Genomic DNA, 21,139 nt, shown 5'->3' with positions numbered 1-21,139 from the left:
GGCTTCCCAGTGACCTTGGTCTGCGTTATCGTGAACGCGTCCAGAGACCAGATCCTCACGGAGGGCGTTGGATGGTCAAGCGGCTGTTGATCGACAAGGCCAGCGGGCCCATGCTGGCTTCACCCAGCCTGCGCGATGCGCCGGTGCTGGATTTGATGTGCTCGCATTTCGTGCTGACCCTGGTGAGCCGCATGGGTGGCGCCTTCAATGCGCGGCGTGACCTGCACGGCGTGATCGAGCTGGCCGGCCGCCATCTGGTCTGGCCGCAGCCCGTACTGCAGCGCCTGCGCGACTACCTGCATCGTCGTTGTGCCGATAACGAACACTGGGCTGGCCACGAGGCGTTGGACATGGATGCCTTCCTGGACCGCTATGGTGACTGGCGGGGCCCATACGAAGAGGGCACGCTGTTTTTCTACCTGGACGACTACGCCAAGAGCCAACCGCGAGACCTGCTGGCGGTGCTGAACGCTACCGGCGACTGGCTACGCCAGACCCTGAAGAAACAATCCACGCTGGTGCAGAAGAACATCGATGCACTGGCCAACTTGCTGCAACTCAACCAGGCCGAGCGCGCCCTGCTGCTCTATGGCACGCTCACGCGTTACCAGCGCGAACTGCGCAGCCTGCTGGTGGAGTTCAAGGTCAACAACGCAGCCGAGGCCTATGCGGTCATCGCCGAAGTGGCGGGTGTCAAGGCCGAAGAGGTGGGCGAAGCCTTGCGCACCGGCTCACGGCTGGAGCGCATCGGCTTGGTGGACAACCTGATTTCCGAACACAACATCACAGACCTGGCCGACCTCATGAAGGTCAGCGAGAAGCTGCCGCCGGTGCTGATGCGCGCGTACCGCGACCAGGCCGAGTTGATGGCGGTCTTTACCCGGCCGGCCAGCAAGAGCGGACTGGCACCGGAGGACTTTGCGTTTGTGGGCGAAGAGGCGCAGATGCTGACCACCTTGCTGCGCAATGCGGTGGCGCGGCGCGAGGTGGGGGTCAATGTGTTGCTCTATGGGCCTCCTGGAACCGGCAAGACCGAGCTGGCCAAGGTCGCTGCGCAGGCCGCAGGATTGGAGCTGTTCGAGGTGGAGTATGCCGACCGCGATGGCAATTCGCTCAGCGGGCGTGAGCGCTACCGCTCGCTGCAGATCGCGCAGGTCTTCCTCAAGGGCAGCGCGCAGTCGGCCCTGCTGTTCGACGAGGTGGAAGACGTCTTCCCGCCGATCTCCAGCGAAGCCGCCCAGTTGCTGGTGCGGGCTGAGAAGACTGGCGCACCGTCTTCCAGCAGCGTCAGTGGAAAGGCCTGGGTCAACCAGATCCTGGAATCCAATGCAGTGCCCACGGTCTGGGTGACCAATCGCATCGAGCAGATCGATCCTGCCTTCCGCCGTCGTTTCGCCTACCACTTGGAACTGAAGTCGCCACCGCCCGGCGCGCGGGAGCAGCTGGTCTACCGGGCCCTGGAGGGGGTGGCGGTGTCCGACGCCTTCGTGGCGCGGCTGGTGGCACGCAAGGGGCTGACGCCGGCCCAGATCCATACGGCCGTACGCTTTGCCGGCCTGGTTGTGCCCGCCCAGGAGGCGGCGAACGCCCAGGGCGGGCTGGAAGAGCTGATCGAGCGCCAGTTGCGCAATGCCGACCTGGCCCTGGGCAGCCGGCGCGAAAATGCGCCGGCGCGGCCGCATGACACACGCTATGACTTGGCCCTGCTGAATGTGGAAAGCCGATTCGAGCTCCCGCGCATGGTGCAGGCCCTGCAGACGCGTGGCCATGGCAGTCTGTGTTTTTACGGCCCGCCAGGCAGCGGCAAGACCGCGCTGGCCGGTCATCTGGCCGAACAGATGGGCCGACCCCTGATGATCCGGCAGGCCAGCGATCTGGTCAGCAAGTTCATTGGGGAGACCGAGCAGAACATGGCGGCCATGTTCGCCGAGGCAGAAGCCGAGAATGCTGTGTTGCTGCTGGACGAAGCCGACAGCTTTCTGCAGGACCGTCGCGGCGCCCAGCGCACCTACGAGGTCACCGAGGTCAACGAGATGCTGCAGGGCATGGAGCGGCACAAGGGGATATTCATCTGTACCACCAACCTGTTCGATCGCATCGACCAGGCGGCCCTGCGGCGGTTCACCTTCAAGATTCGCTTTAAGCCCCTGACGCTAGAACAGCGGCGTGCCATGTTTGTGGCTGAAGTTCTGTGCGGCCAGTCCGAGCAGCTCGGACCCGAGCTGCAACACCGGCTGGACAAGCTGGACCAGCTTTGCCTGGGCGATTTTGCTGCGGTGCAGCGTCAGGCTGCCATCCTAGGTTCGGGCTTCGATGCCCCCGAATTCCTGGAACAACTTGAAGCCGAACACCGCATCAAGCCGGAGGTGCGGGAAAACCGAGGCGTTGGCTTCGTGCAATAACCCTGTAAGTTGATAGGGTTTGTTACCCCTGGACACAGCAGCGGGCGCGCCTGATCGGGTCTTTGTCAACCGTTTACATGGCTCAAGCGTCATAGGTCCATGGCGGGCGCCGGAATGAGCCGCCGGGGCGGTCCCGGCGAGATCACCAAGGCCTTGGATCCGCAGCAGAGGACTTTATGACCATGCGCAAAGACATTATCAGAGTGCCGGAAAAGGGCACTTATAAGTGGCAGCTTTTCAAACAGTGGACGGACGAGTTCCGCCAGACGCAGGCTGACCACGTGGCCTACATCGCCCTGCACTTGGCCGGCGTGCTGGAGCCCTGCCGCACCAAGTTTGACAAGCTCATGCAGCACCACCGCCAGCAATTGTGCGACAGCAGCAAGATGCAGCGCCACAGCCGTGCCATCGAGCGCCTGCAGAACACCATGTCCGCTGCGGCCATGTCCTACGAAAGCAACTTCCGCCGTCACTGAGCGACAGGTCGGGCGCCAGCAGGCCGCCTTTCAAGCCCCGTCTGCCACTACCCTCAACACATCGGCGCCATAAGCTTCAAGCTTCTTGGCGCCGATGCCGCTGATGCCCTGCAGGTCCTCCAGGGTGTGCGGGCGGCGCCGTGCGATCTCTGCCAGCGTAGCGTCGTGGAAAATCACATAGGCCGGCAGGTTGTGCTCGCGCGCTACCTCGGCGCGCCAGGTCTTCAGGTTGATGTAGCGTACCTGGTCGTCCACGCCCAGCGCCTGCGCGGCCGGCGCCAGGGTGCCGCTGCGGCGATTACGCTTGGTTGAGGGCGTCGTCGCTACCGACTCGCGCAACTGCACCTTCACCTCTCCCTTGAGCACGGCCCGGGACCCGTCGGTCAGGCGCAGGGTATTGAACATGCCCCCGTCCACCGCCACCGCGCCGATGGCAATCAGCTGGCGCAGCACGGCACGCAGTTCACTTTCACCGGCCTCCTTGGCAATGCCGAAGGTGCTGAGCTGTTCGTGCCCGTACTGGGCCACCTTTTCGGTCTGCTTGCCACGCAGGATGTCCATCATGTGGCCAGCGCCAAAGCTGACGCCGCTGGCCTGTTGCACACGGTAGATGCAGCTCAGAAATTTGCGAGCCAGCTCGCTGCCGTCCTGTACGGCGGGTGGGTGCAGGCAGTTGTCGCAGTTTCCACAGGGGGTGCCTTGTTCGCCGAAGTAAGCCAGCAGGCGCATGCGCCGGCAGTCGGTCGCCTCGGCCAGCGCCAGCAGGGCGTCGAGTTTGCCGCGCATGACCTGCTTGAAGTCCTCGCCAGCCGGGCTTTCGTCGATCATGCGGCGTTGGTTGACCACGTCCTGGAGGCCATAGGCCATCCAAGCGTCGGCCGCGGCGCCGTCGCGCCCGGCACGCCCCGTCTCCTGGTAATACCCTTCGATGTTCTTGGGCATGTCCAGGTGGGCCACAAAACGCACGTCGGGCTTGTCGATGCCCATGCCGAAGGCAATCGTGGCCACCATCACCAGGCCCTCCTCGCGCAGGAAGCGGTTCTGGTTCCGTTGCCGCACTGCCTGGTCCAGGCCGGCGTGGTAAGGCAGGGCCTGGATACCGGCTTCGCTGAGCGACTGCGCCACGTCCTCCACGCGCTTGCGCGACTGGCAGTAGACGATGCCGGCATCGCCCGCGTGTTCGCGTTCGATGAAGCGCAGCAGCTGCGTCAGCGCATCTTTCTTCTCGACGATGGTGTAGCGGATATTGGGGCGGTCAAAACTGCTGACGAACTGCTGCGCCTGCTCCAGCTGCAGGCGTTCGACGATGTCCGCACGTGTCAGTGCGTCGGCCGTGGCGGTCAGCGCAAGGCGGGGCACGCCGGGATAGCGTTCGTGCAGGACCGTGAGTGCCCGGTACTCGGGTCGGAAGTCGTGCCCCCACTGGCTCACGCAGTGCGCCTCGTCGATGGCAAACAGTGCCACCTGCCCACGCTCGGCCAGGGCATCGAGCTGGGCCAGGAAGCGCGGTGTGGTGACGCGCTCGGGGGCAGCGTAGAGCAGGGTCAGTTCGCCGCGCAGCAGGCGCTTTTCTACCTGCGCGGCTTCCTCACCCGTGAGACTGGAATTCAGGAAAGCGGCCTCCACGCCGGCTTCGTGCAGGGCACCAACCTGGTCGTGCATGAGCGCGATCAATGGCGAGACCACGATGGCGGTGCCATTGCCAGCCTCCTGACGGGCAATGGCGGGGATCTGGTAGCACAACGACTTGCCGCCGCCCGTGGGCATGAGCACCAGCGCGTCGCCACCGGCGACGACATGATCGATGATGGCCTGTTGGGGGCCGCGGAAGGCTTCGTAGCCGAAGACGCGGCGCAGGATCTCCAGGGGGAGAGACAACTACATCTGCTCCCAAGGCAGGCCATCAAAGCGCCAGCCATTGAGAGTGGAGCGCTTGAAGTGGTCGTCCAGATCGCCTTCAAAGCCATGCAGCACGTTGTAGAGCTGGGTGAAACCGGCCTTCTGCAGAACCTCGCCGGCGTCCAGCGTGCGTTTGCCGCTGCGGCACAGCAGCACCAGGGGGCGCCCCTTGTCGCCGGCGGTTTCGCGCTCGACGGCGGCGACAAAAGCGGCCGGATCTGGCGTTAGATCCGGGTACTCGTACCAAGGGATGTTGACCACACCTGGTGGGCGGCCGACGTAAAGCGACTCGATTTCCATGCGCACGTCGAGGAACAGCGCCGTTGGCTGTTGTTGCAGGAGCTCCCAGGCTTCCCGGGGCAAAAGGTGTTTCATGGGGCCCTATTGTCCCGGGTTTTGGGCAGGGCTTGGGCCTTCCGGGCCAGGCTTTCTACAATGGAGGGTTATGAAGCCGCTGCACTACACCCGCGCCCAAACCCTGCCCGGTATCCTGGCCAACCGCATCGTCGTCCTGGACGGCGCCATGGGCACCATGATCCAGCGCTTCAAGCTCAACGAGGCTCAGTACCGCGGGGAGCGTTTCAAGGACTTCCACAAGGATGTCAAGGGCAACAACGAGTTGTTGTCCCTGACCCGACCGGACATCATCCGCGACATCCACGAGGGCTATCTGGCCGCAGGTGCCGACCTGGTCGAGACCAATACCTTTGGTGCCACCACCGTGGCCCAGGCCGACTACGAGATGGCACACCTGGCGCGCGAGATGAACCTGGCCTCGGCCCGGATTGCGCGCGAGGCCTGCGACAAGTACAGCACGCCGGACCGGCCGCGTTTCGTGGCGGGCGCCTTGGGCCCCACACCGAAGACGGCCAGCATAAGCCCCGACGTGAACGATCCGGGCGCGCGCAACACCTCTTTCGAAGAATTGCGTGCAGCCTATTACGAGCAAGTGGAAGCTCTGGTCGAAGGCGGCGCCGACGTGCTGCTGGTCGAAACCATCTTCGACACGCTCAACGCCAAGGCGGCCCTGTTTGCTATCGACGAGTACTTCGAAAACTTCGGCCAGCGCCTGCCGCTCATCATCAGTGGCACGGTGACCGACGCCTCGGGTCGCATCCTGAGCGGCCAGACCGTCACAGCCTTCTGGCACAGCTTGCGCCATGCCCGACCGCTGGCCGTGGGTCTGAACTGTGCCCTGGGTGCGGCGCTGATGCGTCCCTACATCCAGGAGTTGGCCAAGGTGGCGGACGACACCTACATCAGTTGCTACCCGAATGCCGGCCTGCCCAATCCCATGAGCGAAACCGGTTTCGACGAAACGCCCGAGGTCACCAGCCGGCTCCTGCGCGAGTTTGCGGCCGAGGGGCTGGTCAACATCGTCGGGGGTTGCTGCGGCACCACGCCGGAACACATCGGCGCCATCCACAAGGCGGTGGCGCCTCTGCCCACGCGTGCCCTGGGCGGTGCCGGGCCTTTCTACCGCGAGGCCGCTTAAGCGCAGCGGTTTGTATGCGCATTGAGGCACTGCGCCAACGGTTGAGGGCGCTTGGCGCGAATCCCCACCACGAACACCGTGTGCTGCGCCTGTGGTCACAGGCCTTGCCGCAGGACCATGGCAGCCGGCCGATAGCGAATTTTCTGCCGACCACGTTGCGAACGGCCCTGCCGGAGATCGAGCGCGAACTGGCAGGCTTGGTCTCGCTGGTTTCTGAACACCCCGGCGAAGACAGCTCGATCCGGCAGGTGTTGGCGCTGGCCGATGGTCAGCTGGTCGAGAGCGTGCTCCTGCCGCCGGGACGCATCCCGGCCCTGTGCGTTTCCACCCAGGTCGGCTGTGCCGTGGGTTGTGTGTTCTGCATGACAGGCACGGCGGGCCTGATCCGTCAGCTGGGCAGTGCCGAGATCGTGGCCCAGGTGGCGCAGGCGCGTACCCGTCGACTGGTCAAGCGCGTCGTCTTCATGGGTATGGGCGAGCCGGCGCACAACCTGGACAACGTGCTGGAGGCGATCGATCTGCTGGGCACGGCAGGCAATATCGGCCACAAGAACCTGGTCTTCTCTACAGTTGGCGATCCGCGGGTCTTTGAGGCCCTGCCCCTGGGGCGCGTGAAACCGGCACTGGCGCTCTCCTTGCATAGCACGCGGGCCGAGTTGCGCGCCCAGCTGTTGCCGCGCGCCCCGCGCATCTCGCCAGAGGAGCTGGTCGAAGCGGGCGAACGTTATGCGCGTGCCAGCGCTTATCCCATCCAGTACCAGTGGACGTTGCTCGACGGCATCAATGACAGCGCAGAGGAGGTCGAAGGGCTGGTGCGCCTGCTGCAGGGCAAGTACGCCATCCTTAACCTGATTCCCTACAACGCCGTTGAAGGCGTGCCTTATCGCCGACCTGATGCGGCGCGAGCAGTCGAATTGGCGCGGCAGCTGCATCAGCGCGGCATCCTGACCAAGCTGCGGCAGTCAGCGGGGCAGGACGTGAACGGTGGCTGCGGCCAGCTGCGCGCGCGTGCCCTACAGCCGCGACGCGTGATTCCTCTGCAAACGGCACCCGTCTGATCCGGGTCATAGATCACCTCACGGCAAAGGGTCGAGAGGTCGCACCGTTACAACAATCCGCTGGCTGAATGCTGTCGTTCGCTTGGAGGGACGGATGTCCCATGCAAGAATAAATTTCCAAGGACTTCATCAATACAAGGAGGAGATATATGAAGCAATGGTTCATCTGTTTCGTGATCGCAACGGCCGGTGCGACCGCCCAGGCCCAGGCTCCGGTTGTGCGCTTTCTTGCCAATGTAGGCTACAGCGCCGGTGGCGACACGCTGGCCTCTGGCAACTATGTCAGTGGCGCTTCCTACTCCATCAATGCCGGCAAGGGTGTGACCCTGGCCGTGGGCGCGGATTTCAGAGTGGCGGAAAAGGTTACCGTCCAGGCGACGGTGGGCCATCATCAGGACAGCACCAATGCGTCGAATGGCGAGATCGCTTTCAAGCGCGCGCCTGTCGAATTGCTGGGCTTCTACGAGATGAGCGAAAACTTCCGTTTGGGCGGGGGCTTGCGCAAGGCGCAGAACGCCGAGGTGACGGCTTCAGGTGCGGCTGCGGGCATCTCTGCGGCAGGGTCATATGAGAGCACCTTGGGCGCAGTGCTGGAGGGGCAGTATTTCTTCAACTCCCAGCGCTACAGCGCGGCGGAGCACAAGGCCCTGTGGGGCGTGGGCGTGCGCTTCGTCAACGAAAGCTTCAAGCAGACGAACAGCACCGCAGGATCCAAAAACGGCAGCCATCTGGCTATCAGCTTTCTTTTCTATTACTGACAGACGTTTTTTGAAAGGGGTGGCGCCCAGGGGCCGCCCCCTGTAAAATCGGTCCTTCCAAGGAGCGTTGCAGCAGCACCCCACGTGTTGTCAGGCTTGGAAGTCCCAACGACGCTCACCTGCATCAGATTTCCTCAGGTGAGCCGCATGTCCGAAATTTCCACCCCCCCCATGAAGCTGTCCGGCCTGGAGCCGGTGCACATTGGTGCCGACAGCCTTTTTGTCAACATCGGGGAGCGCACCAACGTCACCGGTTCCAAGGCCTTTGCGCGCATGATCCTCAACGGGCAGTTCGAGGAAGCCTTGGCCGTGGCGCGCCAGCAGGTGGAAAACGGCGCCCAGGTGATCGACATCAACATGGACGAGGCCATGCTGGACAGCCAGGCCGCCATGGTGCGTTTCCTGAACCTGATTGCCAGCGAACCCGACATTGCGCGGGTGCCCATCATGATCGACAGCTCCAAGTGGAGCGTGATCGAGGCCGGTCTGCGCTGCATCCAGGGCAAGGGCATCGTGAACTCCATCTCCATGAAGGAGGGCGTCGAGGAGTTCAAGCGCCAGGCGCGGCTCGTCAAGCGGTATGGTGCTGCCGCCGTAGTGATGGCCTTTGACGAGAAGGGCCAAGCTGACACTTACGCGCGCAAGACGGAGATCTGCGAGCGTGCCTACCGGATTCTGGTGGATGAAGTGGGCTTTCCGCCCGAGGACATCATCTTCGACCCCAATATCTTCGCCATCGCCACGGGCATTGAGGAACACAACAACTACGCTGTGGACTTCATCGAGGCTACACACTGGATCAAGCACCACCTGCCCGGCGCCAAAGTATCCGGCGGTGTTTCCAACGTGTCGTTCAGCTTCCGGGGTAACGATCCGGTGCGCGAAGCTATCCATACCGTATTCCTGTACCACGCCATCAAGGCCGGCATGGACATGGGCATCGTGAACGCTGGCATGGTGGGTGTCTACGACGACCTGGAGCCAGCCCTGCGTGAACGTGTGGAGGACGTGGTGCTGAACCGCCGGCCCGACGCTGGCGAACGCCTGGTCGAGATTGCCGAGACCGCGAAGGGTGCGGCCAAGGACGACAGCAAGAAGAATGAGTGGCGCAGTGGCACGGTGGCCCAGCGCCTGAGCCATGCCTTGGTACACGGCATTACCGACCACATCACCACGGACACCGAAGAGGCCTACCAGGCCATCCTGGCCAAGGGTGGGCGGCCGCTGCATGTGATTGAAGGGCCGCTGATGGACGGCATGAACATCGTGGGCGACCTTTTCGGCGCTGGCAAGATGTTCCTGCCCCAGGTGGTCAAGAGCGCGCGCGTGATGAAGCAGGCCGTGGCCCACCTGATTCCCTACATCGAAGAAGAAAAGCGCCAGCAGGAGGCCGCGGGTCAGGACGTGCGCGCCAAGGGCAAGATCGTGATCGCCACCGTCAAGGGCGACGTGCACGACATAGGCAAGAACATTGTCACCGTGGTCCTGCAGTGCAACAACTTCGAGGTCATCAACATGGGCGTCATGGTGCCTTGTCACGAGATCCTGGCCATGGCCAAGGTCGAGGGGGCGGACATCGTCGGCCTGTCCGGCCTGATCACGCCCAGCCTCGAAGAGATGCAGTACGTGGCGGCCGAGATGCAGAAGGACGATCACTTCCGCATCAGGAAGATCCCGCTGCTCATCGGCGGCGCCACCACCAGCCGCGTGCACACGGCCGTCAAGATCGCGCCGCATTACGAAGGCCCGGTGGTCTATGTGCCCGATGCTTCGCGCAGCGTGAGTGTGGCGCAAGGCCTGCTGTCCGAGCAGGCCGCGCAGTACATCGCCGATTTGAATACCGATTACGACAAGGTGCGTCTGCAGCACGCCAACAAGAAGCAGACACCTCTGTGGTCGCTGGACAAGGTGCGCGCCAACAAGACGCCGATCGCCTGGGAGGGTTATGCGCCGACGAAACCCAAGTTCATCGGGCGTCGCGTCTTCAAGAATTTTGATCTGGCTGAGTTGGCGAAATACATCGACTGGGGCCCCTTTTTCCAGACCTGGGATCTGGCCGGCCCCTTCCCTGCGATCCTCAAGGACGAGATCGTTGGCGCGGAGGCGCAACGCGTCTACTCAGATGGCAAACGCATGCTGCAACGCCTCATCGAGGGCCGCTGGCTCACGGCCAATGCGGTGCTGGGCCTGTATCCGGCCAATACCGTGAACGACGACGACATCGAGCTCTATACCGATGAGAGTCGCCACAACGTGGCCATGACTTGGTATGGCTTGCGCCAGCAGACCGAGAAGCAAGTGGTGGATGGCGTGATGCGGCCCAGCCGCTGCCTGGCCGATTTCGTGGCACCCAAGGGCGTGGCACCTGATTACGTGGGCGTGTTCGCTGTCACGGCCGGCATCGGCGTGGAGAAGAAGGAGAAGTACTTCATGGACGACCATGACGACTACTCCGCCATCATGCTCAAGGCCCTGGCCGACCGCCTGGCCGAGGCCTATGCCGAATGCCTGCACCACCGCGTGCGCACCGACCTCTGGGGCTACGCGCCCCGCGAAGTGCTGAGCAACGAGGACATGATCGCCGAGAAGTACCAGGGCATCCGGCCGGCGCCTGGTTATCCGGCCTGTCCGGACCACAGCGTGAAGAAGGAGATGTTCGAGCTGCTGCAGTGCGAAGAGATCGGCATGGGCATCACCGAAAGCCTGGCCATGACGCCGGCGGCCAGCGTCAGCGGCTTCTATCTGGCGCATCCTCAGAGCGCCTACTTCAACGTCGGCCGCATCGGCGAGGACCAGCTGCACGATCTCGCACGTCGCCGCGGCATGAGCGAGCAGGCCTTGCAGCGCCTGCTGGCCCCCAATCTCTGAGACCAAGGTCGGCTTTACGGACTTTTACACGCGCGACGCATGCGCGCGTGGCCCTGCTGTCTACGATTTGAAGCCATGAACGTTGAAGGTGTAGTCCGGCGTGTTTGCCGGGCCTACCCTACCTATAGTCAGCAAGGAATACTGAGATGAACGATGTGACGATGACCGGCGCCGCGGTGGCTGGCACCAAAACCCTGTGGGCGGCCGTGGGCGTGCTGGGCGCCGCGGTCCTGGGGCTGGGTGGCGCGCTGTATTACACCCAGGCGCACAAGACCGATGAAGCCCAAGCGGCCGCTCCGGTTGCCACCGTTGCGTCGGCCGTGCCTGTGGCGGCAGCGGTGAGCGAAGCCCCTGCCCCTGTTGCCGAAAAACCTGCTGCGACCAAACCCAGGGTCGCTCACGCCAAGGCCGCCAAACCTGCGCCCGTGGCGGCCGTGGCGGCCGCGGCGGCACCGGTCGAAGCGCCGCCGCCGGTGGTCGTCAAACCGATCTGTGTGGATTGCGCCACCGTGACAGCCGTGACACCGGTGGAGCGGGAAGGGGAGTCCGGCGGCACCGGCGCGGTGGCAGGTGGCGTACTCGGGGCCTTGGTTGGTAACCAGTTTGGGCGCGGCCAGGGCAAGGACGTGGCCACCATCATCGGCGCCATCGGCGGCGGCATTGCCGGAAACCAGGTCGAGAAAAAGATGAAAAAGGTGACGGCTTATCAGGTGGACTTGCGCATGGATGACGGCAGTCGGCGCACGATGGAGCTGGCCACACCGGTCGCCGTGGGCGAGCGCGTGCGCCTGGACGGAGGGGGGCTGCAGCCCCTGCCAGCAGGTTACTAGGTCGGCGGCCTGCGCGCCAGGCGTTGCGCCTGCACCAAGGCCAGCAGGCCCAGAACGCTAAGACCCAACAGCAGCCACAGCCCGCTGGCATAACCACCGGCCGGGCTCCACAGCAGACCCAGCACCAGCGGGGCAGCGGCGCGCGCCAATGCCATGGGCAGGCCCAGCGCGCCATTGAGCGTTGCCACGTGCTCGTGGCTTACGTATTCGGCAACGGCCGTTCCCTTGACGATGGTCAGCATGCCGTTGCCCATGCCATACAGCAGCACGAAAAGCAGCACCACGACCACCTGTGCCGTCCCGGCCAGCGGGGCGAGCAGCAGGGCCAGCAAGCCCAGGGGGATCAGGCCGGGGATCAGCCGGTTGGCCTGGTGGATGTCGAAGTGGTGCTCGAAGAAATACAGGAGCATGCGGCCCAGCACCTGCAGCACACCGATGCTGGCTGGCACGGCGATGACCCAGGCTTCGGGCAGCTGGTGTTCGCGCAGCAGGCTGACCAGGTGTGCCGGTAGCGCGGCCGTCACCGCCATCAGCAACACGATGAAAGTGCCGATCAGCAGGAAGGGCGCGCCCAGCAGATGCCGGCGCAGGGAAGGGGCCAGCGGTGCATGATGGGTTGGCGCACGGGACCGCATGGCCGGTGTGCGGCGCAGCATGAAGGCATGGATAGGTGCGCAGACCAGCAGCTGCATCATGGCCAAGGGCCATAGGGCGTGGCGCCAGCCCAGTGCGTCGATCAGCCAGGCCGATAGCGGGATGAACACCGTGCTGGCCAGTCCACCGAGGAAGGTCATGGTGATGATGGCGCGGCGGAAGTTGTCCGGGAAGCGCCGCGTGAGCACCGCGAAGGCCGGCTGGTACAGCGTAGCGGCCAGACCGGCACCCAGGCCCAGCCAGACCAGGTAATAGGCCGCCTGGCTGTGGATCGTGCTGTGCAAGGCCAGGCACAGCGCCAGCAACAAGGAGCCACCGGTCATGACCGCGCGTTCGTGACCGCGGTCGATCAGCCGGCCCACGGGCCAGGCCAGCAGGCCTTCGGCCAGCAAGGCGAGGCTGAAGGCCAGCGAAGACTCAGCGCGGCTCAGGCCCAGTTCATGCTCCACGGGTTCGAGCAGCAGGGCAAAGGTGTAGAACACGCTGCCCCAACTGATGAGCTGGGCCAGTGAGAGCCAGCCGATCAGCGCGGAATCCTTGCTCGAGCGCGTGGGCATGGCGACGATTATGATTCAGTACGCCCCTCGCACGTCGCTTCCGAGCCGTGCGTGCCCTGTCCGCTGATTCTCTTTCTACATCCCTGCATGAGTTCCGGCACTGCCACCATTTCCGCTTCCACGAACCGTTCCGTCCTGTTGCTGTCCTTCGCTACCTTCGCGAGCATGGCCGTGCAACGACTGTGTGATGCCATGCTGCCCGAACTGGCGCGGGAGTTCTCGGTCAGCCTGGCCGAGGCCGCGCGGGTGATCTCGGTCTTCGCCGTGGTCTATGGGCTGTGCCAACTGGTCTACGGCCCGCTGGGCGACCGTCTGGGCAAGTTCCGCATCGTCACCTGGGCCACGCTGGGCTGCGGCGTGGCCAGCGTGCTGTCGGTCTTTGCGGCCAGCCTCAACATGCTGGTGCTGGCCCGCATGCTGATGGCACTGGGGGCGGCCGCCATCATTCCGCTGTCGCTGGCCTGGATCGGTGATGCGGTGGCTTATGAGCAGCGCCAGGAGACGCTGGCGCGTGTGGGCCTGGGCACCACGCTGGGCATCACCGGCGGTCAACTCTTGGGCGGTGTGTTCACCGACACGCTGGGTTGGCGCTGGGCCTTTGCCTTCATGACCCTGATGTTCGGTGTGGTGGGCCTGCTTCTTTGGCGTGATGAGCGGCGCCAGCGTGGCGAGGCGCCGGTCGTGCACAACCCCGTGCCCGAGGTGCGCCCCGGTTTCGTGCAGCAGGCCTTGCAGATCGTCACGGGACGCTGGTCGCGCATCGTGCTCCTCGTCGCGCTGGTTGAGGGTGCGTCGGGTTTTGGCGTGCTGGCTATCTGGGCCGCGCACTTGCACCATGAACTGGGCCTGTCGCTGTCCGCCTCGGGGGCCATTGCAGCCCTGTTCGGTCTTGGTGGCATGTTCTATATGGCCGTGGCGCGTTTCCTGATCCCGCGCCTGGGCGAACACGGCCTGGCGCGCGGCGGCGTGAGCCTGCTGGGCTTGTCTGCGCTGGTGATCGCCTTCACACCGGTGTGGTGGCCCACGCTGCCGGCCAGCCTGCTGGCAGGCTTCGGCTTTTTCATGTTCCACAACACCATGCAGGCCAATGCCACGCAGATGGCCCCGGCCGCGCGCGGCACGGCCGTGTCGCTGTTCGCCTCGGCGCTTTTCCTGGGGCAATCCATCGGCGTGCTGCTGGCCGCCAGTCTGGTGGGCCGCTTTGGCTCAACGGCCGTGATTGCCGTGGGCAGCGCCGTGCTGGTGGCCGCAGGGCTGTTTTTCGGGCAGGCCTTGCGTCGGCGTCAGGCGTTGATGCTGCTGGAGTGAAGCTGCCGGTATTGCAGCGCCTCGGCCACGTGCTCCAGCGTGATGCGTGGCGCCTCGGCCAGGTCGGCAATGGTGCGTGCCACCTTCAGCGTACGGTGCAGGCCGCGCGCCGACCAACCCAAGCGTACCGCGGCCGCATCGAGGAAACGCAGGGCGGCTTCCTCGGGCCGCGCGTGCGTGTCGATCTCCTGCCCGGTGAGCAGGTGATTGGGTTTGCCCTGGCGCGCCAGGGCGCGCTCGTGCGCCGCCGAGCAGCGCGCACGCACACGGGCCGTGCTCTCGCCGGGAGGGGCCTGCAGCAATTCGTTGGCTGGCAAAGCACCCACCTGCACATGCAGGTCTATGCGGTCCAGCAGGGGGCCCGACAACCGGCCCTGGTAGCGGGCTACCTGGTCAGGGGTGCAGCGGCAGGCCCGTTGGGCCGAGCCCAGGTGCCCGCAGGGACAAGGGTTCATGGCGGCCACCAACTGGAAACGGGCAGGGAACTCAGCGCGCCGTGCCGCGCGCGCGATGGTGATGCGACCGCTTTCCAGAGGCTCGCGCAAGGCTTCCAGGGCGGCCCGCGGAAACTCTGGCAGTTCATCCAGGTAGAGCACGCCTTGGTGGGCTAGTGAGACCTCCCCCGGTCGCGGGGGTGACCCCCCACCCACCAGGGCGACGGCGCTGGCCGAGTGGTGCGGGCTGCAGGTGGGTCGCCGGCCCCAAGTGGCGAGATCGAAACGTCCGGCCAGGCTGGCCAGGGCGGCACTTTCCAGGGCCTCGTTGGTGGACATCGGGGGCAGCAGACCGGCCAGTCGCTCGGCCAGCATGGATTTGCCGGTGCCAGGTGGGCCGCTGAAAAGAATGCTGTGACCACCTGCGGCCGCAATCTCGAGCGCCCGCTTCGGGCCTGCCTGCCCCTTGACATCGGCCAGGTCGGGTCCCTCATGGTTCCATTGCAGCGGCTGCGCAGTAAGCCGGGCCCAGCCTGGTGCATCGATGGTGGTGGCTACGCGGCCGGGCAGGAATTGCTGCACCACGTCCAGTAGATGGCCAGCCTTGTAGATAGTGGAGTCGGGTACCAAGGCGGCTTCTTCGGCACTGCCAGGCGGCAGGACCAACCGGGTGGGTACCCCCCGCAGCGCCAGCGCCATGGCCAGCGCACCGCGCACCGGGCGCAACTCACCGGACAGCGACAGCTCCCCGGCAAACTCATAGTCGGCCAGGGCCGCGGCATCGATCTGGCCGCTGGCAGCCAGGATGCCCAGGGCGATAGGCAAATCAAAGCGGCCCGAGTCCTTGGGCAGGTCCGCAGGTGCCAGGTTCACCGTGATGCGCTTGTTGTGCGGGAACTCCAGGCCGGCGTTCTGGATGGCCGAGCGCACGCGTTCTCGTGCCTCCTTGACCTCGGTTTCGGCCAGGCCGACGAGTGTGAAGCTGGGCAACCCATTGGCCAGATGGACTTCCACGGTGACCGTGGCGGCCTCCAGGCCCAGCAGGGCCCGACTATGCACCAGTGACAGGCTCATGACCAGATCCTCCTCATAAAGGTGCAAACCTCGCTACAAGCCGCACCAAACAGCACACTATTGGTGCAATCTGTACATTTGTACAGTTATCTTAACGCGGCTTGTGCAGATACGTGTACATATTCATGTGGAAATTCTGGGTAGATAACTTGGCACGGTCCCTGCTTATCCGGTTCGTCCCCTTTAACCCTCTCTGATGGAGTAAGACATGAACCTGAAATCCAAGATCGCCCTGGCCGCCCTGACCCTGACCGCCGGCTCTTCTGTCATGGCCCAGCTGGCCTACAACGTGGGTGCCGTCAGCGAATACCGTTACCGCGGTCTGGCCCAGTCGGCCCTGGCCCCGGCTGTGCAAGGCGGCGTGGACTATGCCCACAGCAGCGGTTTCTACGTCGGCGCCTGGGGTTCGCAGATCCGCTGGATCAAGGAAGCCGGCACCGCCGCCAACATCGAGACCAAGGGCGATGTCGAACTCGACATCTACGGTGGTTACAAGGGTGAAATCAGCAAGGACTTCACGTATGACGTGGGCTACCTGCGTTATGAGTACGTCGGCAACACCTACAAGGATGTGTCGACCGCCAATGCCAGCACCGACGAAGCCTATGGCGCCCTGACCTATGGCGCGTACACCTTCAAGGTGTCTTATGCCTTCTCCAACCTGTTCGGTACCGCAAAGAGCGATGGCAGCGTCTATTACGACCTGTCGGCTACTTTCGACCTGGGCGGCGGCTACTCTGTCGTCCCGCATGTGGGCCGCCAGGAAATCGCCGGTCCTGGTACGAACAAGGACTACAGCTATACCGACTACTCCGTTACGCTGGCCAAGGATCTGGGCAAGGGCCTGTCCGCTACCATCGCAGCGGTCGGTACCGATGGCAAGGCCAGTCTCTACAAGGTCAACGGCCGCCAACTGGAAGCTGCCACCGCTGTGGTGGGTGTGAAATACACCTTCTAAATTCAACTCAAACCAGAGGAGAACCCATGAAACTCGTTACAGCCATCATCAAACCTTTCAAGCTGGATGAGGTGCGAGAAGGCCTCTCGGCCATCGGGGTGCAAGGCATCACCGTCACCGAGGTCAAGGGCTTTGGCCGCCAGAAAGGTCATACCGAGTTGTACCGCGGTGCTGAATACGTGGTCGACTTTCTGCCCAAGGTGAAGATCGAGGCGGCCGTGGCTGACGAGCTGGTCGACCGCGTCATCGAGGCGATCGAAGGCTCGGCCCGCACCGGCAAGATCGGCGACGGCAAGATCTTTGTGTACAACCTCGAGCAGGTCGTGCGTATCCGCACCGGTGAAACCGGCAAGGAAGCGCTCTGAGGCTCCCACTAAAGAGAGAACACTGAAATGAAAAAACTAATCGTCTCCTTCGTGCTGGGTCTGGGCCTGCTGGCCGGCTCCGCCGCAGTCTGGTCCCAGACTGCTCCGGCCACCGAGGCCGCCGCTCCCGCAGCAGCAGCCGCTCCGGCCGCGGCCGCTCCCGCAGACGCCGCTGCTCCGGCTGCTGCCGCCCCCGTGCCCAACAAGGGCGACACCGCCTGGATGATGGTCTCCACGTTGCTGGTCATCATGATGACCGTGCCCGGCCTGGCCCTGTTCTACGGCGGCCTGGTCCGCAGCAAGAACATGCTGTCGGTGCTGATGCAGGTCATGGTGACCTTCTCGCTGATCGTCGTGTTGTGGTTCATCTATGGCTACAGCATCGCGTTCACGGAGGGCAACGCTTTCATCGGAGGCTTTGATCGTCTGTTCATGAAGGGTATCTGGGACAACGTCGCAGGCACCTTCGCCAACGGCGCGACCTTCAGCAAGGGTGTCTACATCCCCGAGATCGTGTTTGCCGCCTTCCAGGCCACCTTTGCGGGTATCACCTGCGCGCTGATCGTCGGTGCCTTTGCTGAGCGCATGAAGTTCTCGGCCGTGCTGATGTTCATGGCCCTGTGGTTCACCTTCAGCTACGCCCCGATCGCGCACATGGTCTGGTTCTGGATGGGTCCGGATGCCTACACCGCCAAGGAAGTCGTCGACGCCATGAACGGCAAGGCTGGCTACATCTGGCAGATGGGCGCTCTGGACTTCGCCGGCGGTACCGTGGTGCACATCAACGCCGCCGTTGCTGGCCTGGTGGGTGCTTACATGGTGGGCAAGCGCATCGGCTACGGCAAGGAAGCCATGGCTCCGCACAGCCTGACGCTGACCATGGTGGGTTCCGCCCTGCTGTGGGTGGGCTGGTTCGGCTTCAACGCCGGCTCTGCCCTGGAAGCCAACGGCTTCGCCGCCCTGGCCTTCGCCAACACCTTCGTGGCAACGGCTGCTGCCGTGCTGGCCTGGTGCGTGGGTGAGGCGCTGCTCAAGGGCAAGGCCTCCATGCTGGGTGCTGCTTCCGGCGCCGTCGCTGGCCTGGTGGCCATCACGCCCGCTGCTGGCAACGTCGGCATCGGTGGCGCGCTGATCGTCGGCTTGCTGGCTGGCTTCATCTGCCTGTGGGGTGTCAGCGGTCTGAAGAAGCTGCTCGGTGCCGATGACTCGCTCGACGTGTTCGGCGTACACGGCGTCGGCGGTATCCTCGGTGCCCTGCTGACCGGCGTGTTCAACAGCCCGTCCCTGGGTGGCCCGAGCCTGGTCGGTGACTGGGTCACGGCCGGCATGGTGACCCCGGCCGACTACTCCATCGCCGCTCAGGTGTGGATCCAGGCCAAGGCTGTGATGATCACCATCGTCTGGTCTGGCGTGGTCTCCTTCATCGCCTACAAGATTGTCGATCTGACCATCGGTCTGCGCGTCAGCGAAGAAGACGAGCGCCAAGGTCTGGACATCACGGCCCACGGCGAAACCGCCTACAACCGTTAAACGAGCAATGGACGGCAGCCGGCGCCTTGTGCACCGCCTGCCGCACCAGAGCAAGCGAGAGTCTCCTCTGGTTCAGGCCCGCAAGAGCGCAAGCTCAAGCGGGCCTTTTTTCCTTGGCGCGCCTGCCAGCCGTTAACATGGCGGCATGGATCAAGCCCTGCAAGACATAACGAAGCGTGTGCGCCAGGCTGCCGCGGCCGGTACGCCACTGCGCATCCGCGGTGGCGGCAGCAAAGACTTCTACGGCCAGTCCCTGCTGGGTGAGTTGCTGGACACCCGGCCTCTGGCCGGTATCGTCAGCTACGAACCCAGTGAGCTGGTTGTCACAGTGCGTGCCGGCACGTCGCTGGCCGAGCTGGAAGCCGTGCTGGCGGGAAAGGGCCAGTACCTTCCCTTTGAGCCGCCGCATTTCGCCACGGACGGCGCCGTCGCCACCGTGGGCGGCATGCTGGCCGCAGGATTGAACGGTCCGGCCCGGGTCAGTGTCGGCGCCGTACGCGACTACGTGCTGGGGCTGGAACTGCTCAACGGCAAGGCCGAATTGCTGACCTTTGGCGGCCAGGTCATGAAGAACGTAGCCGGTTACGACGTCTCGCGCCTGATGGCCGGCGCCATGGGCACCCTGGGACTGATCACTCAGGTTTCGCTCAAGGTGCTGCCGCGGGCGGTGGCCGAGAGCACCCTGGTGTTTGAGCTGGACGAGGCGCGCGCGCTGGCGCAACTCAACACCTGGGGCGTCTTGCCCCTGCCCGTCAATGCGTCTTGCTGGCACGAGGGCGCGCTGATGGTGCGCCTGCGCGGCGCACAGGCAGCTGTGGCCGCAGCGCAAAAGAGCATGGGCGGCACCGTCCTGGGCGAGGGCCAGGCCACGCTCCTGTGGAACGCGCTGCGCGAACAGACGGCACCTTTCTTCCAGCTCGCCGAGGGCGAATCGCTGATGCGCCTGAGCGTGCCCGACACGGCGCCGCCGCTGGGCCTGGGCCCCACGCTGATCGAATGGGGCGGCGCGCAGCGCTGGCTCAAGCTGCCTTTGCCGCGGCGCCCGGACATGAGCGCGGTGCTGGATGCCACCACCGGCCACGCCACGCTGTTTCGCGCCAAGGACAAAAGCGCGGGCGTGTTTACCCCGCTGGCCGCGCCGCTGGATCGCATCACCCGCGAACTCAAGAAACAGTTCGACCCGGCCGGCATCTTCAACCGCGCACGCCTTTACCCCGATTTCTGAGCAGGACTGGCGAACCTTCATGCAAACCAATCTCGCTCCCGAGTTCAAGCACACAGCCGACGGCCAGGCGGCCGAAGCCATCCTGCGCAAATGCGTGCATTGCGGCTTCTGCACCGCCACCTGCCCCACCTACCAACTGCTCGGCGACGAGCTCGATGGTCCGCGCGGCCGCATCTACCTGATCAAGCAGGTGCTCGAAGGCGAGGTGCCCACGCGCAAGACCCAGGCCCACCTGGACCGCTGCCTCACCTGCCGCAATTGCGAAAGCACCTGCCCTTCGGGCGTGGACTACGGTCACCTGGTCGACATCGGCCGCAAGATCGTGGATGAAAAGGTGCCCCGCCCCACCAGCGAACGCTTCGTGCGCTGGGCCCTGAAAGAGGGCCTGACTTCACCGCTGTTCGCCCCGGCCATGAAAATGGGGCAATTGGTGCGCGGCCTCCTGCCCGCCAGCCTCAAGGCCAAGGTGCCGGCCGCGCAAGATGCCGGCACCTGGCCCACGGGCCACCATGCCCGCAAGGTGCTGCTGCTCGCCGGCTGTGTGCAGCCGGCCATGATGCCCAACATCAACAGCGCCACCGCCCGCGTGCTGGATGCCGCCGGTATCCAGACTGTGGTCGCCGCCAAGGCCGGCTGCTGCGGCGCGGTCAAGTTCCACCTGAACGACCAGGACGGCGGCAAGGCCGAGATGCGGACCAACATCGACGCCTGGTGGCCGCACATCGAGAGCGGCGTGCAAGCCATCGTCATGAATGCCTCGGGCTGCGGTGTGACGGTGAAGGAGTACGGCCACATCCTGCAGGACGACCCGCACTACGCGGCCAAGGCCAAACGCATCAGCGAACTGACGAAGGATTTGAGCGAGCTGCTGCCCGATCTGGTGGACAAGCTGCGCGGCAAGGTCTCCTCCAGGGCCGGACAGATTATCTTTCACCCGCCGTGCACGCTGCAGCACGGCCAGAAGCTGCGTGGCGGTGTAGAGCAGTACATGGGTGAACTCGGCTTCAAGGTCAACACCTGCCGTGTGGAGCCGCATCTGTGCTGCGGCTCGGCCGGTACCTACTCGGTGCTCAACCCCAAGCTGGCTTACGAGCTGCGCGACCGCAAGCTCAGAAACCTGGGCGAGATGCGGCCAGAGCAAATAGCCTCCGCCAATATCGGTTGCATCACGCACCTGCAAAGCGGCACCGGCATGCCGGTGAGGCACTGGGTGGAGCTGCTGGACGAGGCGCTGGCGCGGGCCTGAGG

The 21,139-nt window shown here is 64.5% G+C and carries 17 protein-coding genes and 1 riboswitch; of the genes, 13 read left to right on the top strand and 4 right to left on the bottom strand.

Annotation, left to right across the window (positions count from 1 at the left end):
* The first annotated feature begins 71 nt into the window (after positions 1-71).
* Both AC07NT_RS14025 and AC07NT_RS14020 read left to right on the top strand, forming a co-directional pair.
* Entirely contained in the window at positions 72-2,402 is a 2,331-nt protein-coding gene (locus tag AC07NT_RS14025) for an ATP-binding protein (protein ID WP_498599521.1), read from the top strand.
* Positions 2,403-2,584: 182 nt separating this feature from the next.
* Positions 2,585-2,878, top strand: coding sequence for a hypothetical protein (locus tag AC07NT_RS14020; RefSeq protein WP_498599523.1), 294 nt, complete (start codon positions 2,585-2,587; stop codon positions 2,876-2,878).
* Positions 2,879-2,908: 30 nt separating this feature from the next.
* Here the strand turns inward: AC07NT_RS14020 and recQ are convergent, their stop codons facing one another.
* Both recQ and AC07NT_RS14010 read right to left on the bottom strand, forming a co-directional pair.
* Positions 2,909-4,756, bottom strand: coding sequence for a DNA helicase RecQ (gene recQ / locus AC07NT_RS14015; protein WP_498599525.1), 1,848 nt, complete (start codon positions 4,754-4,756; stop codon positions 2,909-2,911).
* Positions 4,757-5,152 carry a rhodanese-like domain-containing protein gene (locus AC07NT_RS14010; protein WP_498599526.1) on the bottom strand — a complete coding sequence of 132 codons (396 nt, stop codon included), beginning with the start codon at positions 5,150-5,152 and terminating at the stop codon, positions 4,757-4,759. It lies immediately after the preceding gene.
* Between the two features lie 70 nt (positions 5,153-5,222).
* On the opposite strand from AC07NT_RS14010, the gene AC07NT_RS14005 reads away from it, so the two are divergent.
* The 5 genes from AC07NT_RS14005 (at position 5,223) to AC07NT_RS13985 (ending at position 11,786) form a co-directional block, all read left to right on the top strand.
* Positions 5,223-6,272, top strand: coding sequence for a homocysteine S-methyltransferase family protein (locus AC07NT_RS14005; protein ID WP_498599527.1), 1,050 nt, complete (start codon positions 5,223-5,225; stop codon positions 6,270-6,272).
* 14 nt (positions 6,273-6,286) lie between these two features.
* On the top strand, positions 6,287-7,330 hold the full coding sequence (locus tag AC07NT_RS14000; RefSeq protein WP_498599528.1) for an RNA methyltransferase: 1,044 nt from the start codon (positions 6,287-6,289) through the stop codon (positions 7,328-7,330).
* Positions 7,331-7,479: 149 nt separating this feature from the next.
* Complete coding sequence (locus tag AC07NT_RS13995; protein WP_498599530.1) at positions 7,480-8,088, top strand: hypothetical protein; 609 nt, start codon at positions 7,480-7,482, stop codon at positions 8,086-8,088.
* 53 nt (positions 8,089-8,141) lie between these two features.
* Positions 8,142-8,212: riboswitch (S-adenosyl-L-homocysteine riboswitch) on the top strand.
* Between the two features lie 23 nt (positions 8,213-8,235).
* A complete protein-coding gene (gene metH / locus AC07NT_RS13990; protein ID WP_498599531.1) occupies positions 8,236-10,956 on the top strand; it encodes a methionine synthase in 2,721 nt (906 codons plus the stop codon).
* A gap of 146 nt (positions 10,957-11,102) precedes the next feature.
* Positions 11,103-11,786, top strand: coding sequence for a glycine zipper 2TM domain-containing protein (locus tag AC07NT_RS13985; protein WP_498599533.1), 684 nt, complete (start codon positions 11,103-11,105; stop codon positions 11,784-11,786).
* On the opposite strand, the gene AC07NT_RS13980 is transcribed toward AC07NT_RS13985, so the two are convergent.
* Positions 11,783-12,997 (bottom strand): MFS transporter, encoded by a 1,215-nt coding sequence (locus AC07NT_RS13980; protein ID WP_498599534.1) that lies wholly within the window; start codon positions 12,995-12,997, stop codon positions 11,783-11,785. The two genes, AC07NT_RS13985 and AC07NT_RS13980, sit on opposite strands and share 4 nt — an antisense overlap.
* Positions 12,998-13,084: 87 nt before the next feature.
* On the opposite strand from AC07NT_RS13980, the gene AC07NT_RS13975 reads away from it, so the two are divergent.
* The gene (locus AC07NT_RS13975; RefSeq protein WP_498599535.1) at positions 13,085-14,305 is read left to right on the top strand and encodes an MFS transporter; all 1,221 of its coding nucleotides are present in this window, start codon (positions 13,085-13,087) and stop codon (positions 14,303-14,305) included.
* Here AC07NT_RS13975 and AC07NT_RS13970 read toward each other — a convergent pair.
* On the bottom strand, positions 14,281-15,813 hold the full coding sequence (locus tag AC07NT_RS13970) for a YifB family Mg chelatase-like AAA ATPase (protein ID WP_498599536.1): 1,533 nt from the start codon (positions 15,811-15,813) through the stop codon (positions 14,281-14,283). The genes AC07NT_RS13975 and AC07NT_RS13970 overlap by 25 nt on opposite strands.
* A gap of 208 nt (positions 15,814-16,021) precedes the next feature.
* Here AC07NT_RS13970 and AC07NT_RS13965 point away from each other — a divergent pair, with 208 nt between their 5' ends.
* The 5 genes from AC07NT_RS13965 to glcF all read left to right on the top strand — a co-directional run bounded on the left by AC07NT_RS13965 (position 16,022) and on the right by glcF (position 21,137).
* Positions 16,022-16,771 (top strand): TorF family putative porin, encoded by a 750-nt coding sequence (locus AC07NT_RS13965; RefSeq protein WP_498599537.1) that lies wholly within the window; start codon positions 16,022-16,024, stop codon positions 16,769-16,771.
* Positions 16,772-16,797: 26 nt separating this feature from the next.
* On the top strand, positions 16,798-17,136 hold the full coding sequence (gene glnK, locus AC07NT_RS13960; RefSeq protein WP_057674229.1) for a P-II family nitrogen regulator: 339 nt from the start codon (positions 16,798-16,800) through the stop codon (positions 17,134-17,136).
* Between the two features lie 27 nt (positions 17,137-17,163).
* On the top strand, positions 17,164-18,666 hold the full coding sequence (locus tag AC07NT_RS13955) for an ammonium transporter (protein ID WP_498599538.1): 1,503 nt from the start codon (positions 17,164-17,166) through the stop codon (positions 18,664-18,666).
* Positions 18,667-18,811: 145 nt separating this feature from the next.
* Positions 18,812-19,891 (top strand): glycolate oxidase subunit GlcE, encoded by a 1,080-nt coding sequence (gene glcE, locus AC07NT_RS13950; RefSeq protein WP_498599540.1) that lies wholly within the window; start codon positions 18,812-18,814, stop codon positions 19,889-19,891.
* Between the two features lie 19 nt (positions 19,892-19,910).
* Positions 19,911-21,137, top strand: coding sequence for a glycolate oxidase subunit GlcF (glcF, locus tag AC07NT_RS13945; protein WP_498599542.1), 1,227 nt, complete (start codon positions 19,911-19,913; stop codon positions 21,135-21,137).
* The last annotated feature ends 2 nt before the right edge of the window (positions 21,138-21,139 follow it).

It is taken from the genome of Hylemonella sp. GW821-FHT10B10 (assembly GCF_059415585.1).
This window is presented reverse-complemented; position numbering and strand designations above follow the sequence as displayed.

What these genes read in the sequence shown, in the direction of transcription:
- AC07NT_RS14000 (WP_498599528.1), top strand. Translation starts at nt 6,287, where the DNA reads ATGCGCATTGAGGCACTGCGCCAACGGTTGAGGGCGCTTGGCGCGAAT.
- AC07NT_RS14005 (WP_498599527.1), top strand. Translation starts at nt 5,223, where the DNA reads ATGAAGCCGCTGCACTACACCCGCGCCCAAACCCTGCCCGGTATCCTG.
- AC07NT_RS13975 (WP_498599535.1), top strand. Translation starts at nt 13,085, where the DNA reads ATGAGTTCCGGCACTGCCACCATTTCCGCTTCCACGAACCGTTCCGTC.
- AC07NT_RS13970 (WP_498599536.1), bottom strand. Translation starts at nt 15,813, where the DNA reads ATGAGCCTGTCACTGGTGCATAGTCGGGCCCTGCTGGGCCTGGAGGCC.
- glnK (WP_057674229.1), top strand. Translation starts at nt 16,798, where the DNA reads ATGAAACTCGTTACAGCCATCATCAAACCTTTCAAGCTGGATGAGGTG.
- glcE (WP_498599540.1), top strand. Translation starts at nt 18,812, where the DNA reads ATGGATCAAGCCCTGCAAGACATAACGAAGCGTGTGCGCCAGGCTGCC.
- glcF (WP_498599542.1), top strand. Translation starts at nt 19,911, where the DNA reads ATGCAAACCAATCTCGCTCCCGAGTTCAAGCACACAGCCGACGGCCAG.
- AC07NT_RS13995 (WP_498599530.1), top strand. Translation starts at nt 7,480, where the DNA reads ATGAAGCAATGGTTCATCTGTTTCGTGATCGCAACGGCCGGTGCGACC.
- AC07NT_RS13980 (WP_498599534.1), bottom strand. Translation starts at nt 12,997, where the DNA reads ATGCCCACGCGCTCGAGCAAGGATTCCGCGCTGATCGGCTGGCTCTCA.
- AC07NT_RS14010 (WP_498599526.1), bottom strand. Translation starts at nt 5,152, where the DNA reads ATGAAACACCTTTTGCCCCGGGAAGCCTGGGAGCTCCTGCAACAACAG.
- metH (WP_498599531.1), top strand. Translation starts at nt 8,236, where the DNA reads ATGTCCGAAATTTCCACCCCCCCCATGAAGCTGTCCGGCCTGGAGCCG.
- AC07NT_RS14020 (WP_498599523.1), top strand. Translation starts at nt 2,585, where the DNA reads ATGCGCAAAGACATTATCAGAGTGCCGGAAAAGGGCACTTATAAGTGG.
- AC07NT_RS13955 (WP_498599538.1), top strand. Translation starts at nt 17,164, where the DNA reads ATGAAAAAACTAATCGTCTCCTTCGTGCTGGGTCTGGGCCTGCTGGCC.
- AC07NT_RS13965 (WP_498599537.1), top strand. Translation starts at nt 16,022, where the DNA reads ATGAACCTGAAATCCAAGATCGCCCTGGCCGCCCTGACCCTGACCGCC.
- AC07NT_RS14025 (WP_498599521.1), top strand. Translation starts at nt 72, where the DNA reads ATGGTCAAGCGGCTGTTGATCGACAAGGCCAGCGGGCCCATGCTGGCT.
- AC07NT_RS13985 (WP_498599533.1), top strand. Translation starts at nt 11,103, where the DNA reads ATGAACGATGTGACGATGACCGGCGCCGCGGTGGCTGGCACCAAAACC.